Genomic DNA, 15,713 nt, shown 5'->3' on the forward strand with positions numbered 1-15,713 from the left:
GCAGTGATATGAAATGATAATTAGATAAGTAACATAAGAATTCACTAGTGGTAAAACACAGAGCGACATTTAATACTGTTAAATCAAACAATTAATTAAATCACCATGAGAAATGCCAGATAAAAAAATACCGCTCATTAAGAGCGGTATTTTTAAATGGTCGACCGAGGTGTCGCCTTATTTTACAAACTCAACACCGATTTGAATGTCGCCTTTCAGAGTATCTAGCATGCCATCCAAGGCTGCTTGCTCATAAGCGCTCAATTTGCCGATTTCCAGTAGCTCTTCAACGCCATTTTTACCTAGCTTGATCGGTTGAGCAAAGAATGGAGCGTGTTCACCCTCACCTTCTACATAAGCATACTCAACCACATTCGCTTCACCTTGCATTGCTTTAACCAGTGCAAGACCAAAACGACATGCTGCTTGACCCATAGACAGAGTTGCAGAACCGCCACCCGCTTTGGCTTCAACGACTTCAGTACCTGCATTTTGGATACGCTTAGTCAACGCTGCGACTTCTTCATCGGTAAAGCTCACGCCTTCCACTTGTGATAGTAAAGGCAGAATGGTGACACCGGAGTGGCCGCCAATCACAGGTACACGGACTTGACCAGGATCTTTATCTTTCAGCGCAGCAACGAAGGTTTCAGAGCGGATCACATCCAGAGTGGTAATACCAAATAGTTTACGCTTGTCATACACACCTGCTTTCTTCAGCACTTCCGCTGCGATTGGCACTGTGGTGTTTACTGGGTTAGTAATGATGCCGACACACGCTTTTGGACACACCACGGCGATTTTTTCTGCTAATGCTTTGACAATACCAGCGTTCACATTGAACAAATCCGCACGATCCATACCCGGCTTACGAGCAACACCAGCAGAAACTAATACCACATCCGCACCTTCCAGTGCAGGCGTTGGATCTTCACCCGCATAACCTTTGATGGAGACTGGTGTTGGAATATGACTCAGATCTGCTGCCACACCTGGAGTAACCGGTGCGATATCATACAGAGCTAGATCAGAACCAGCAGGAAGACGATTTTTGAGTAACAGAGCAAGGGCTTGACCAATGCCGCCAGCGGCACCAATAACAGCGACTTTCATCGTAAATCTCCTTGAGAGTAATCTCTTATAAGTTTGTAGGGTGATTAGGTGTATCCGACCGTCAAACGCTATAGTAATCACAATCTGATTACAATCAATTAACGTCAGCTTTGCGACTTTGCGCAATACTGCGGAATTAAGCGTTACAGAATAGCAGACGATTATCGGTCAATGTTCAATTTAGACAAAGAGTTATAAAGCGATCTAACCTGATATCAAAAACATTTACAGTGACAGTTAAGACAAATTTAGCGAGTCGTTTGGTGTGTCATGCATAGGTATGCGAGAATATGCACAAATTGATCAATTAACCAAAGTAAGAAGAACAATGCGTAACGTAGATAAACAAGACAACCTCGTCCGAGCTTTTAAAGCTTTGCTGAAAGAAGAGCGCTTTGGTTCACAAGGCGATATCGTTGAAGCCCTGAAAAATGAAGGTTTTGACAACATTAACCAATCTAAAGTATCGCGTATGCTGACTAAGTTTGGCGCGGTACGTACCCGTAATGCCAAAATGGAGATGGTTTACTGCTTGCCTGCCGAGTTAGGCGTTCCAACCGCCAGCAGTTCACTACGTGAGTTGGTACTCGATGTGGACTACAACAACGCGTTAGTTGTCATTCGTACTGGTCCTGGTGCTGCACAGTTGATTGCACGCCTGTTGGATTCGCTAGGTAAATCGGAAGGGATTCTAGGTGTAGTCGCTGGCGATGATACGATTTTCATTACACCGACACTCGATGTACCAGTCAAAGAGTTATTCCACTCGGTTTGTGAACTGTTTGAATACGCAGGCTAAACCCATTTATCTATTGAATATTTTTTGGTCACGTATCATTCACGTGACCAAACTCACATCTTAGACACATCGTCCCCGCGCACCATTAAAAACTAACCATTTGAAACTAAACAACAATGTTTATAGGATACTCAACATCTTGCTGTTTAATAAATGAGTCAATCACACTATAAATTTTAACAGTTGTGTAATTATCTGTTGTTTTTTTGGTATGATTCCACCGCTTTATCATTTTTTTTGGCGCATAAAGCCACGTTTCTCAGGCAGGAAAGCTCGAAGCCACGCTGACGCTTTGGGACACATTACAATGAAGGAAGGGAAATTCATGTCATTACCTAAAATAATCAAGATGGGTGCTATTGCAGCCGCTGTTATCGGCTCAGGTATCGCCAGCGCACAAGATTTTATTACGATCGGTACCGGCTCGGTCACGGGTGTTTATTATCCAACGGGCGGCGCTATCTGTAAGTTGGTAAATAAAGACCGTAAAGATCACAACATTCGCTGTTCAGTTGAATCCACTGGCGGATCTATCTACAACGTTAACACCATTCGTTCTGGTGAATTGGACTTCGGCATCGTGCAGTCCGATTGGCAATACCATGGTTATAATGGTACTAGCGAATTTGCAGAGCAAGGTCCATACAAAAAACTGCGTGCCGTGTTCTCACTCCACACCGAGCCGTTCAACATTATCGCGCGTGCAGATTCAGGTATTGAAAACGTGAAAGACCTAGCAGGTAAGCGCGTTAACATCGGCAACCCTGGTTCTGGTGATCGTGCGACCATGCAAGTGGTAATGGATGCTTTCGGTTGGACCAACGACAGCTTTAAACTGGCGTCTGAGCTGAAAGGCTCTGAGCGTTCTCAAGCTCTGTGTGACAACAAGATTGATGCCTTTATCTACATGGTGGGCCATCCAAATGGTGCAATCAAAGAAGCAACGACTTCTTGCGCTGCTAAACTAGTCCCCGCTACCGGTCCTGAGATCGAAAAAATCGTAGCCAACAACCCTTACTATGCTTACAGCGTGGTGCCTGCAGGCATGTACAGCGGTACCGACCAAGATGTGAAGAGCTTCGGTGTGGCCGCTACACTAGTGACTTCTGAAGATGTCTCCGAAGCGGTGGTATACAACGTGACCAAAGCAGTATTTGAAAACTTTGATACTTTCACGCGTCTCCACCCAGCCTTCGCCAACCTGAAGAAAGAGGACATGGTCACGGCAGGTAACTCGATCCCTCTCCATCCTGGTGCTGTGAAGTACTACAAAGAAGTGGGTTTGATGAAGTAAACCTTTGTTTAAAAACGTTCATCTAACAAAGTAAAACACAAGAGGAGGCAATCGCCTCCTCATTAGTATCACGTGACCTTTTGGTGATACTACTTTCAGGTACAACACTCTCAGTACCGATGATAAGTCTATGGAACATCAATAATAAGGATAAGGTACATGACGCAGACAACAACATCGTCGCCCGATGTGCAAGAGATGGTGGCACAGGCGGATACCGGAGCCAGAAACCCGAAAGGTCTTCCGGGACGTATACTTTGGTTCGTGCCGCTCTGTTGGTCACTGTTCCAGCTTTGGTACGCCTCACCGCTACCCTTTATTTTCGATTTTGGCGTACTGAACGACACACAAGCACGTTCGATTCACTTATCTTTCGCCGTTTTCCTCGCTTTTACCGCTTACCCTGCAATGAAAGGCTCACCGCGCGATCGCATTCCGTTAATGGATTGGGTTTTAGCCCTAGCTGGCAGTTTTGCGGCAGCTTACATCTACCTGTTTTATGCAGAGCTCGCCAGCCGCTCAGGAGCTCCTACCCAAATGGATGTGATTATGTCTGTGATAGGCATGATCCTACTTTTGGAGGCGACCCGCCGCGCATTAGGTCCACCGCTGATGATGGTAGCGGCTTTATTTTTACTCTACACCTTCGCAGGCCCTTACATGCCTGACGTAATTGCCCACAAAGGGGCGAGCCTAAATAAGGCGATGTCACACTTATGGCTAACCACTGAAGGGGTATTTGGTGTTGCACTTGGGGTATCTACCTCGTTTGTTTTCCTATTTGTACTGTTTGGCGCCATGTTAGAACGAGCTGGGGCTGGGGCTTACTTCATCAAAGTCGCTTTCTCGATGCTCGGACATATGCGTGGTGGTCCAGCCAAAGCTGCGGTGGTTGCATCAGGACTTTCTGGACTTGTGTCCGGTTCTTCGATCGCCAACGTGGTGACTACAGGCACCTTTACCATTCCGCTCATGAAACGCGTTGGCTTTCCCGGAACCAAAGCGGGGGCCGTGGAAGTAGCCGCATCCACCAACGGCCAGTTGACTCCGCCAATCATGGGAGCAGCCGCTTTCTTGATGGTGGAATATGTCGGAATTTCTTATGTCGAAGTGATCAAAGCCGCCATTCTACCAGCGCTGATTTCCTATATCGCCTTGATCTACATTGTTCACCTTGAAGCCTGTAAGGCGGGCATGAGTGGCCTTCCTCGTCGTAACCAATCGACACTCGCTCAAAAGCTACTCTCTTTTACCGCCACGATTCTAGGCTTATGCGTGATCAGCGCACTGGTTTATTACGGTGTCGGCTGGACCAAAGAAGCCTTTGGCGCAGCGGCTACACCACTACTGACGGTTATCTTGTTAGTGGCTTACGTTGGGCTGGTAAAAATTTCCGCGCCGTATGCGAAAGACGGACTAGGAATTGATGAAGACTTACAGTTCGTCCCTGATATCGCTCCAACGTTAAAATCGGGCTTGCACTACTTACTGCCGATTGTGGTTTTGGTGTGGTGTTTAACGGTTGAACGATTCTCTCCAGGACTCTCTGCATTTTGGGCAACCATCTTTATGGTGTTCATTCTGCTCACCCAACGTCCACTAATGGCTTTATTTAACCGTACAGGCTCACTCGGTGATGCCACCAAAGAAGGTGTGACCGATCTTTTCGAAAGCTTGGTCTCTGGGGCGCGTAACATGATCGGTATCGGGGTAGCAACGGCTGCTGCGGGTACAGTTGTGGGCGTGGTAACCCTCACAGGAATTGGCCTAGTGATGACTGACTTTGTCGAGTTTATCTCTGGCGGTAGCGTCATCATGATGTTGATTTTTACCGCGGTGATCAGCTTGATCCTCGGTATGGGTTTGCCAACCACAGCCAACTACATTGTGGTCTCCACCTTGATGGCTCCCGTGATCGTCACATTAGGTGCTGAGCATGGCTTGATCATCCCTCTGATTGCGGTGCATCTGTTCGTGTTCTACTTCGGTATCTTGGCTGATGATACACCGCCGGTTGGTCTCGCTGCTTTTGCTGCCGCGGCGATCGCCAAATCGGACCCTATCCGAACGGGTATTCAAGGTTTCGCTTACGACATACGGACGGCGATCCTGCCTTTCATGTTTGTGTTTAACACCCAACTCTTACTAATGGGGATTGATACTTGGTGGCACTTAATGCTCACCATACTCTCTTCCATTACGGCCATGTTGTTGTTTTCCGCAGCAACACAGGGATGGTGGTTAACCAAAACCAAATGGTGGGAAATCGTCGCGCTACTGGTACTGACCTTTACTTTCTTCCGCCCCGGTTTTTGGTGGGACATGGTCTACCCAGCTCAAGTCATGTATGCCGGCACCAAGTTAGAGCAGATTGTGGAGCAAACGCCTGTAGGCCAACCGATCCAAATGATTGTGGCTGGGGAAAATCTCAAAGGCGAATACACCTCCAAAACCGTACAGTTACCGTTTGAAGATCGCGCTGTCGGCGCTCAAGCACGGATTGCGTCTATGGGCTTAACCCTGCTCAATGATAAAAACCGCATGTTGGTCGAAATGGTGGAATTCGGTAGCCCAGCCGAAGCGGCAGGTATCGACTTTGATTGGGAAATTCGTTCAGTCGTGGTCGATAGCGATCGTCCGATGAAAGAGTGGGTATTCCTGCCAGCAATTTTGCTCACTCTGCTGCTGGCTTGGAACCAAAAAAGACGGATAAAAAAGGCATAACAAGGTGCTGCGTCAATATGCCTGAGTCAAATCAGGCATATACTTAACGCGTCAATGAATCATCGCCAACCTATCCCCTAAACTCATAAGGATAGGGAATAACCCTAGAGAGCGTCATGTATAAACATATTCTTGTTCCGGTTGATTTGAATGAACAAGGCTTTGCTGACAAAGCGGTTCAGCTTGCAGTCTGGCATGCCAAACATTCCAACGCCGAAATTCACTTGCTGAACGTGTTGCCAGGCATTCACATGTCGATGGTGGCGACCTATTTTCCAAAAGATGCCGCAGCACAAATGAAAAATGATGTGCGTGCTCAGCTCAAAGCATTTGCTGATAAACATATTGATGAAGAGATTGTTTACAAGCTGCACATTGCAGAAGGCAAAGCTTACGCGACCATCCTTGATTATGCGGAGCGTTTAGGTGCGGACCTTATCGTCATGCCTAGCCACAAACGTTCACGCATTGATAAAGTCATGCTCGGCTCTGTGGCAAGCAAAGTGGTAGAAAACTCCCCGATCAACGTATTGGTCGTTAAGCCACAAGGTTAATTGACCACAATTTTTAATATGTCACTCAAGGCGCTTCATAGCGCCTTTTTTATTCACCGATTCCTATCGCATTGATTGGTTTTTCCTTCTTGATGAATTGAGAATTATTATCAATAATAACTCCATCAAACAAGATCAGGTGGACTGAATCATGAAAAAGACATTAAGTTTTGCAGCAATACATTTTACCATCGCATTTACGGTAGCGTATGTACTGACAGGTGATGTCCTTCTCGGCAGCCTGATTGCGATGCTCGAACCTATGGTGAACACTGTCGCGTTTTACTTCCATGAAAAAGCATGGGCCAATTCGCCAACGTTGCGCCGCTTTGCGGGCGATACCCGAATCAAAACCGCTAGCTTCGCGACCATCCACTTTAGCGTGGCGTTTAGTGTAGCTTACCTGTTGACGGGAAGTTGGTTAGTGGGTGGGGTGATGGCGATGATCGAACCGAGCATCAATACCTGTGCCTACTACTTCCATGAGAAAGTATGGCAAAGCAAACATTCAGGCCATTTTGGTTGTGCTCACTAACACATTAAAATATTGATTGAAACGCCTTCTTGCTGAAGGCGTTTTGCATTTCGATACGCAGGAAACTACAGAGGAAAATGGCTGACGCAGTGCGCTTCACTCAACCCCAACTGAAAACGCTTAGTTTGGCCATCCAGTTGTACGGAGACCAAGTAAAGATCTTCAGGTCGAGGATGATGTACATCGTAAATCTTGGGGGCATCAACCTGAAACAGCACGCTCGCGTGATCACTGCGCACATCAATCGGCACTTGATAAGTCCGCCCATCAAATTTTACCGCAGCAGAAACTAGCCCAGGGGAGTAAGTGGTGAAAAACAGGTTCACCAACAACTCACAGCCACTGTGGTGCCAAACTTGCTCGGTTGAAACATGGTTTAGGCGTAGATGCCGAATACATTGCAGGTAAGGCGCTTTCCAGATCCCGATTCGCTGATCGTAACTGGGTGCATCCTGCTCACCTAAAAAGCAGAGATCTGTCGCCTCTTCATCTAGCAACCAATCCTCATCCGCTTCCAAAAACAAAATTTCAAATCGGTTACGCCCTAGTTTTAACAAGGGGCGAATGTCTTTACGGTAAATCGCTTGTGAGCCATCACAGTCAAACAGCGCGCCGCCATTGAGGCGCACTTCCGCATGGTAATCAATGCCTTCCAACACCAGATCAATCGCCGCAAAGCTCAGTAGGTCTTCATCCACTTCAATATCATGCATTAAATGCCACTCTTGCTCAGCGATTTCCTCTTCACTTAGCGTTTTGGGTAGCACCGCACTTAATGGTGCAGGAAAGGTAATGTCATCTTGGGGGATAGAGAGATCCGTCAGCGGTGAAAGCTGCCAAAGACCGGCGAGTGAGAGCTGCATAGCGTTCCAATTCCTGTTGGTTTGCGCGCATTATACCTGAAGTGAAATCTATTGCATTGTTGGTGTAACACAGCGGTTACGGCTTACAATCCATTAGTACAGGCAAAAAAATACCAGCCCTGCGGCTGGTATCTTCGATACGAGTATTACTGCTCGTCGTCTTCATCCTCATCTTCGTCAGGGTACAAGGCGTCTTCACCTTCGTAGTAAGTACCCCAACCGTCGTAGATGATGTCGAATTTTTCGGCCAGATTAACCAGCTTTTCCACTTGTTCATCAATCAGTTTGGCATCCAAAGCCGATTGCATGGTCGCATCAAAGCACAGCAGCTTGTTACCATCTTCATCTTCAGTTTCTTCTGCTTCAAGCACTTCAAAGCCCATTTTGAATGCTTCTACTGCGGCTTTTTCCAGCTTATCGAATTCTTCTGCAAACAGATGGTGTTCGATCTCATACAAGGCATCTGGATCACTACCATCTTCGAGCAGGGCCTGAATGATGTCGCGAGTCTCTTCCTTTTGGATCTCGATTAATTCTTCTACAGATAGATAATCATCTTGGTGAGACATAATGTGCTCCAGATAGTCAATAGGATCGGAAATTTGTGCGGCGCACTATCGCATGGATTGAAAGGAATTTCTAGCCACAAAACGATCTGAGAAGATCTTTCGCTTGGCTTCAGATCCATCCCTCACACCTTGTTTTTAACATTTTTTTAGCAACTTACCAATTCAGCATAATCTGTGTTCAATAAGCCTGTGAAAACGGATCCCCAAATTGCCTGTTTATGGCGCGATAATGCATAGCTAAAAAATCGCCAAAATAGGAAAAAATTCCATCCTCAGCTTCAATAACGCATAGATTGTGAATAAATAGTTAAAATTTAAACTTATAACGCATAAAAGCACCCAGTTATGCTGCGCATAGCTAAGCAATTTAAGGGGCATCCTCCTAACTTTCAAAATCAGAATACAAAATCATAAAACCGACCACTGACGATAAAATATATCGCAAATTTATTATGAGTGGTTTTTTATAACAAAAGGTCGACTTGCAACTTAATAAAAAGCTGTTCATAACTATATCCAGTGGCTTGGGTTTACAGGTAAGCGGGATGCTTGCCTAGAAACGACAAGGTGAACGTAAGCTAAACCTGCTGCCGCATGTGAAAGGAAGAGAGAGGAAGCTCAATGAACCGTTTGTACGTAGGATCTGAAGTGGGGCAACTGCGCCGTGTACTGTTAAATCGTCCCGAGCGAGCGTTGACTCATTTAACGCCTTCCAACTGCCATGAGCTTTTGTTTGATGATGTGCTGGCCGTGGAAGCAGCAGGCGTTGAGCACGATGCTTTTGCCAATACCTTGCGCACTCAAGATGTGGAAGTGTTACTGCTGCATGATTTACTCGAAGAGACGCTGGCCATTCCCGAAGCCAGACAGTGGCTACTGGAAACGCAAATTGGGGATTTTCGCTACGGCCCGACCTTTGCCCACGATCTACGCCATTATTTGGATGCATTAGACGATCACCACTTAGCCACCGTATTATTGGGTGGATTGGCTTATTCTGAGCTACAAATAGAATCCGATTCCATGCTGCCGAAAATGCGTCAGCCCCTCGATTTTGTGATTGAGCCGCTGCCCAATCACCTATTCACTCGCGATACCTCCTGCTGGGTCTATGGTGGCGTGTCACTCAATCCAATGATGAAAGCCGCTCGTCAGCGTGAAACCAACCATTTGCGGGCCATTTACCGCTGGCACCCGACTTTTGCTCAGCAGCCCTTTATTCACTATTTTGGTCTGGATGATCTGCACTACGACAATGCCAACATTGAAGGTGGTGATGTACTGGTGATTGGGAAAGGCGCAGTATTGATTGGAATGTCTGAACGCACCTCTCCCAAGGCGTAGAAAATTTAGCAGCCGCCTTGTTCAAACATGGTGAAGCTCGTGAAGTGATTGCGGTCAGCCTGCCAAAACATCGATCCTGCATGCATTTAGATACGGTGATGACCCATATGGATGTCGATACTTTCTCCGTCTATCCCGAAGTGATGCGCAAAGATCTCGCGACTTGGCGACTGACGCCTAAAGGCGATGGCAGTGAAATGCGCGTGGAGCAAGTACCCAGCTATATCCATGCGATTGAATCGGCGCTGGGGCTGGATTATCTCAAAATCATTACCACTGGCGGCAACAGCTATGAAGCGGAGCGCGAACAATGGAATGATGCCAACAATGTCCTGACCGTCAAACCGGGCGTGGTAATTGGCTACGAGCGTAACGTCTATACCAATGAGAAGTACGATAAAGCAGGCATTAAGGTACTGACCATTCCCGGTAATGAGTTGGGGCGTGGCCGTGGTGGCGCACGTTGTATGAGTTGCCCGATTGAGCGTGACGGGATTTAAACGTCAGTGAGGCGTGCCAAGCACGCCTCAAGGCTTCAGTTGAGTGCCAATTCCACATCCGATTCCGCCAACGTCGAACAAGCCAACACATAGCCTTGCTCAATCTCCTCTTCGCTCAGCGTTTCTTGGCTTAAACGACGGACACGACCATCTAGCACGCGGCATTTACACGAACCACAAATACCGCTGCGACAAGCCGCAATGATCGGCAGCTTTCCGGTTTCTAACGCTTCTAACAGCACTTTTTCACTCGGCGCATCCACCTCTACTCCAAAGGCAGGCACGCGAATTTTCACTTGCTGGCGAACAGTGGGAGCAGCATCCTCCTCATTGAGTGACGTCATTTCAGGAGAAAAACTCTCTTGATGGAAATGCGCCATATCAAAGCCAAGTGCTTGTAAATAACCACTCACATCCTGCATAAACCCTTCCGGCCCACACAGATACACGCTTCTTTCCAACACATCCGGAACCTGTTCAATCAAAGTTTCCTGAGTTAAACGACCTTGGGCAAAGCCACTCTCACCCGCGTCTTTGAGTAACAGCTTCAAGTGGAAATTCGAATGCTGCGCCGCTAACTGCTGCAACTCTTGCCAATAGATGGTTTGTTCTGGATTGCGTGCGATATGCAGAAAATCGATCTCTCTTGCATCGTTCTGTTTATCGCTCTGTTCGGTTAACCAAGCTTTGGCCATCGCCATGACTGGCGTGATGCCACACCCCGCGCTGATCAGTAATACACGGGATTTGGGAGCACAATCGGTGCTATTGAAGCGGCCTTGGGGTTTCATGGCCGTTACGCTATCCCCCAACGTCAACTCATCCACCACATGTTGCGACACCAACCCCTGCGCGACTCGCTTTACCGTAAAACGTAAATACGGCTGCTGAGCCTGCGAGCTGATGGAGTAAGAGCGGTACACCGTCTGCCCATTAATGGAAAAACCTAAATTCGCGAACTGCCCCGGCTTAAAGTTGAAGTGGCGCTCACGATGCGGATCCGCCAACTCAAAGCTCACACAATCTGGGGTTTCTTGCCATTTACGCACACAAACCAAGGTTTCATTGTCTTGTTCTGCCCATGCAGACATGTTATTTCTCCTCATCGGCATCAGCCCCACATTGTGGGGCTGAGTGGCCACTTATGCCGCCAGAATGGTGCGCAGATCGTCTTCCGCTGTGGTAATACTGCGTAGATCAAACTGCTGTTGCAGGATCGCCATCAGATTTGGCGTGAGGAAAGCGGGCGCGGTAGGACCGGTGTAAATGCCTTTTACACCCAGCGCGAGCAAGGTAAGCAGGATCACGATCGCTTTTTGCTCGAACCACGAGAGCACCAAAGTCAGCGGCAGATCGTTCACTCCACACTCGAAAGTTTCCGCAAGCGCAAGCGCCAGTTGAATGGCAGAATACGCATCATTGCACTGACCCACATCGAGCAAACGTGGAATACCGTTGATCGCGCCGAACTCATTTTTGTTGAAGCGGAACTTACCGCAAGCCAAGGTCAGAATCACACTGTCTTCCGGCGCTTGCGCAGTAAAGTCTTGATAGTAATTGCGCTCCGCTTTATCACCGTCACAGCCGCCGACCAAGAAGAAGTGCTTGATGTTGCCTAATTTGACTTGCTCAACCACCGCAGGCGCTGCTGCCATTAAGGCATTACGTCCAAAACCCACGGTGATCAGATGCTCAATCTCATCGTGCTTAAAACCTTCTTGTGCCAGTGCACATTCAATCACGGTTGAGAAATCGTCCCCTTCGATATGCGCCACACCCGGCCAGCCAACAATGCTACGAGTAAACAGGCGATCCGCATATTGCCCCACATTGGGGTTAAGCAGGCAGTTCGAGGTCATCACGATCGCGCCGGGGAAGTTCGCAAATTCTTTCTGCTGGTTTTGCCAAGCACTGCCGTAGTTACCTACCAAGTGCGGGTATTTTTTCAGTTCTGGGTAAGCATGTGCAGGCAACATTTCACCATTGGTGTAGACGTTGATCCCCATGCCTTGGGTCTGTTGCAAGATTTTCTCTAAATCATGCAGATCATGGCCAGACACCAGAATACATTTGCCTTTGACGGGTTTGACGTTCACCGTAGTCGGCTCTGGATGACCAAAGGTTTCGGTTTCGCCTTTATCTAAGATTTCCATGATGCGGTAGTTCATCAGGCCAATTTGCATCGCCGTATCCAAGAGCGCACTCAACTCCACAGGATCGGTGCCCAACCATGCCATGATTTGATGGTACTGCGCATACAGCTCAGCATCCGTTTGCCCTAACACACGCGCATGTTCCAGATAAGCCGCCGCCCCTTTCAAGCCATACAAACAGAGCAGGCGCAAACCAATCACATCTTCATGCAAACTCTCTTTGCCGCGGTTTACCGCTGCTGCTGGAGCAAATGCCAAGATGTCGGTTTTATCGGTCGGTAGAGAAAATTGCGCCGCCGGTGACAACGCAGGAAGCTCAAAACCGGTTAATACCGCAGCCGCACGGACTTGTTGTTCTAGCTGCTGTTTATAGCTTTCCGCTTGCTGCGCTAGTTCAACAATGCGTTCTGGATCAAAGTTAACGTTGGTGAGCGTGGCGAAAAAGGCTTTCGGTGCCCATTGGTCAATTTCAGGAATGGCCACACCACAAGCACGACCTAGATTGGCCCAAAAAGAGACACCTTGCAGCGCGTAAACCAACACATCTTGTAAGTCCGACACCTCTGCGGTTTTACCGCACATCCCTTGGGCATAGGCACACCCTTTCGCGATTGGGGTTTGAATGGTTTGCTCACATTGAATACAGAACATTATGCTTCTCCAGTTTCATTGATAAGCTTTGATAGCTTAGATTTACTGAAGACATCGCATATTACGTGCCAAATTCTATTTATTTGTTTTTCAATGCATTTAACACAATAAACACAACTTTTTTGTGTCAATTAGACCAAGCAATAAAAACAATATCACTCGATACAGTCATATTGACACTTTCGATTATTCGCGTTGAAAAACGTTTTTTATAGAGATAAAAACGAGACGAATAAAAGACGAGATAAAAACGAGACGAATAAAAGACGAGATAAAAAAAGCCGCAGCGATGTCGGCTGCGGCATACTTTTTCAGTGATTTTTGTTGGAGCTGAATTACTCAGTGCCACCCACTGTCAGAGCATCCAACTTCAATGTAGGCTGACCAACGCCAACAGGCACGCTTTGTCCCGCTTTACCACACACGCCAACACCGCGATCCAGCGCCAGATCGTTACCCACCATAGAGACCTGTTGCATGGCTTCAATTCCAGAACCAATCAGGGTGGCACCTTTGATTGGACGGGTGATTTTGCCATTTTCAATCAAGTAAGCTTCAGAGGCAGAGAACACAAACTTACCGGAGGTGATATCAACCTGACCGCCACCAAAGTTCGGGGCGTAGATGCCTTTTTTCACCGAAGCGATGATCTCTTCTGGTGAGTGTTCACCCGGCAGCATGTAAGTATTGGTCATACGCGGCATAGGCAGATGAGCGTAAGACTCACGTCGTCCGTTACCCGTCGGTGCCACACCCATTAAACGGGCATTGAGTTTGTCTTGGATGTAGCCTTTCAAAATGCCTTTTTCGATCAGCACGTTGTATTGACCACTCACCCCTTCATCATCCACGTTGAGTGAGCCACGCAGATCTTTCAGCGTACCGTCATCCACGATCGTACACAGATCGGAAGTCACTTTTTTACCCACTTTACCCGCAAAAACAGACGAACCTTTACGGTTGAAGTCGCCTTCAAGGCCATGACCGACTGCTTCATGCAGCAGAACACCCGGCCAACCAGAGCCTAATACCACAGGCATAGTACCCGCTGGAGCCGCTACCGCTTCAAGGTTAACTAGCGCTTGGCGAATCGCTTCATCGGCGAAAGAAAACGCGATTTTTTGTCCGGCTTCTTCTTGTAAAAAGTAATCATAGCCAAAGCGGCCACCACCACCGGCGCTACCACGCTCACGGCGATCGCCTTTTTGCGCCAACACACTGATCGAAAGGCGTACCAGAGGACGAACATCTCCGGCATAAGTGCCATCGGTTGCGGCTACTAAAATCTGTTCATGCACACCACTTAAGCTGACTGACACTTCGGTGATGAGTGGCTCTTTGGTACGAATGTACGCATCCAGTTGTTTCAGAAGTTCCGTTTTTTGCTGTTTTTCCCAACTTTCCAGTGGGTTATTCGCACCATAAAACTGTGGATGCTGCGCACGTTTGAAGGCTTGTACCGTCAGATTTTGGCCTTGCTGAGCAATACCACGCGCCGCGATAGCACTTTGCTTTAAGCCTTCTAACTGAATTTGGTCGGAATAAGCAAAACCGGTTTTTTCACCACTGACCGCACGAACACCGACCCCACAATCAATATTGAATGAGCCATCTTTAATGATGCTGTCTTCCAGCACCAGAGATTCATGCCAACTGGACTGGAAATAAATATCCGCATAATCAATCTGGCGAGTCGCAATACTGGACAGGGTATCGGCAATATCTTGTTCGCTCAGTCCGGCAGGCGCTAGCAGTGCCGCTTCAATGTGGTTCATCGTCATCAGTGTGTGTTCTCTATTAATTGATGGGTAAAACGCGTGTGCTGTTCAATCGGCATCGCGCGTCTCACAGAATCGAGTGTGGTGAGATCAAACTCTACCACTTTACTTTGTGCTGTTGGGCCTAAATTAGCGATCACTTCGCCCCACGGGCTAATCACCATCGAATGTCCCCAAGTTTCGCGTCCGCAAGGATGGCGCCCGGTCTGGCCGACTGCAATCACCCAACATTGAGTTTCAATCGCTCGGGCGCGCAGTAGCACTTCCCAATGCGCTTGACCAGTCACCGCGGTAAAGGCCGCTGGAACCAACAAAATCTGTGCGCTTTGGCGACGCAATTCTGCGTATAAGTGCGGGAAGCGCACATCGTAGCAAATCGACAAGCCGAGTTGACCAAACGGAGTTTCCGCCACCACCACTTGTTGTCCTGGAGTAAAGGTTTCCGACTCGCGATAACGCTGGTGGCCATCGGCGACATCTACATCGAACATGTGCAGTTTATCGTAAACCGCCACTCGCTCACCTTGTGCATTCCACAACAGACTGCTGGTGGTTACGCCATTCGCATGACGGATCGGCATACTGCCAATGAGTAGCCACACGCCATGTTGTTTGGCGAGGTTCGACAATGCGTGCTGAACCGGCCCGTTATCCAATGGTTCCGCTTGCTGATGGTATTGTTCACGATTGCCCAGCAGCAGTGCATTTTCCGGTGTCACAATCCATTGTGCTCCTTGCTGAGCGAGCAGCGCAACCTGCTCTTGCAAGTAAGCCAGATTGGCACTTACCTCTGACCCTGAGGTCATTTGGATCAGTCCAACTCGTTGCATCTTCTT

General features: G+C 47.9%; 12 protein-coding genes and 1 pseudogene. 6 read left to right on the top strand and 7 right to left on the bottom strand.

Annotation, left to right across the window (positions count from 1 at the left end):
• Nucleotides 1-177: 177 nt before the first annotated feature.
• Nucleotides 178-1,113, bottom strand: a complete 936-nt coding sequence (gene mdh / locus EPB59_RS10635; RefSeq protein ID WP_154172678.1) for a malate dehydrogenase — start codon at nt 1,111-1,113, stop codon at nt 178-180.
• Nucleotides 1,114-1,441: 328 nt separating this feature from the next.
• On the opposite strand from mdh, the gene argR reads away from it, so the two are divergent.
• The 5 genes from argR (at nt 1,442) to EPB59_RS10660 (ending at nt 7,019) form a co-directional block, all read left to right on the top strand.
• Nucleotides 1,442-1,912 carry a transcriptional regulator ArgR gene (argR, locus tag EPB59_RS10640; RefSeq protein ID WP_001246635.1) on the top strand — a complete coding sequence of 157 codons (471 nt, stop codon included), beginning with the start codon at nt 1,442-1,444 and terminating at the stop codon, nt 1,910-1,912.
• Between the two features lie 325 nt (nt 1,913-2,237).
• Nucleotides 2,238-3,206, top strand: a complete 969-nt coding sequence (locus tag EPB59_RS10645; protein WP_009355179.1) for a TAXI family TRAP transporter solute-binding subunit — start codon at nt 2,238-2,240, stop codon at nt 3,204-3,206.
• Nucleotides 3,207-3,365: 159 nt separating this feature from the next.
• On the top strand, nt 3,366-5,930 hold the full coding sequence (locus EPB59_RS10650; RefSeq protein WP_154172680.1) for a TRAP transporter permease: 2,565 nt from the start codon (nt 3,366-3,368) through the stop codon (nt 5,928-5,930).
• A 116-nt stretch (nt 5,931-6,046) separates the two neighbouring features.
• Nucleotides 6,047-6,484 (top strand): universal stress protein, encoded by a 438-nt coding sequence (locus EPB59_RS10655; protein WP_000276484.1) that lies wholly within the window; start codon nt 6,047-6,049, stop codon nt 6,482-6,484.
• 151 nt (nt 6,485-6,635) lie between these two features.
• Nucleotides 6,636-7,019, top strand: a complete 384-nt coding sequence (locus EPB59_RS10660) for a DUF2061 domain-containing protein (RefSeq protein WP_055031026.1) — start codon at nt 6,636-6,638, stop codon at nt 7,017-7,019.
• A 65-nt stretch (nt 7,020-7,084) separates the two neighbouring features.
• Here the strand turns inward: EPB59_RS10660 and EPB59_RS10665 are convergent, their stop codons facing one another.
• Complete coding sequence (locus EPB59_RS10665; RefSeq protein ID WP_154172681.1) at nt 7,085-7,882, bottom strand: glycosyl hydrolase 2 galactose-binding domain-containing protein; 798 nt, start codon at nt 7,880-7,882, stop codon at nt 7,085-7,087.
• A 146-nt stretch (nt 7,883-8,028) separates the two neighbouring features.
• On the bottom strand, nt 8,029-8,451 hold the full coding sequence (rraB, locus tag EPB59_RS10670; RefSeq protein WP_055052031.1) for a ribonuclease E inhibitor RraB: 423 nt from the start codon (nt 8,449-8,451) through the stop codon (nt 8,029-8,031).
• Nucleotides 8,452-9,072: 621 nt separating this feature from the next.
• On the opposite strand from rraB, the pseudogene arcA reads away from it, so the two are divergent.
• Nucleotides 9,073-10,295 (top strand): annotated as a pseudogene (gene arcA, locus EPB59_RS10675) (arginine deiminase).
• Between the two features lie 35 nt (nt 10,296-10,330).
• Here the strand turns inward: arcA and EPB59_RS10680 are convergent.
• From EPB59_RS10680 to EPB59_RS10695, 4 genes are all read right to left on the bottom strand, one after another.
• Entirely contained in the window at nt 10,331-11,386 is a 1,056-nt protein-coding gene (locus EPB59_RS10680) for a hybrid-cluster NAD(P)-dependent oxidoreductase (RefSeq protein WP_154172683.1), read from the bottom strand.
• A 51-nt stretch (nt 11,387-11,437) separates the two neighbouring features.
• Complete coding sequence (hcp, locus tag EPB59_RS10685) at nt 11,438-13,099, bottom strand: hydroxylamine reductase (protein WP_154172685.1); 1,662 nt, start codon at nt 13,097-13,099, stop codon at nt 11,438-11,440.
• 335 nt (nt 13,100-13,434) lie between these two features.
• Nucleotides 13,435-14,880: a metalloprotease TldD gene (gene tldD, locus EPB59_RS10690; protein ID WP_154172687.1), complete on the bottom strand. Its 1,446-nt coding sequence runs from the start codon at nt 14,878-14,880 to the stop codon at nt 13,435-13,437.
• Nucleotides 14,880-15,707, bottom strand: coding sequence for a carbon-nitrogen hydrolase family protein (locus EPB59_RS10695; RefSeq protein ID WP_154172689.1), 828 nt, complete (start codon nt 15,705-15,707; stop codon nt 14,880-14,882). The genes tldD and EPB59_RS10695 overlap by 1 nt, the downstream gene beginning before the upstream one ends.
• Nucleotides 15,708-15,713: the final 6 nt, after the last annotated feature.

It is taken from the genome of Vibrio metoecus (genome assembly GCF_009665255.1).
Classification (GTDB): Bacteria; Pseudomonadota; Gammaproteobacteria; order Enterobacterales; family Vibrionaceae; genus Vibrio; species Vibrio metoecus_B.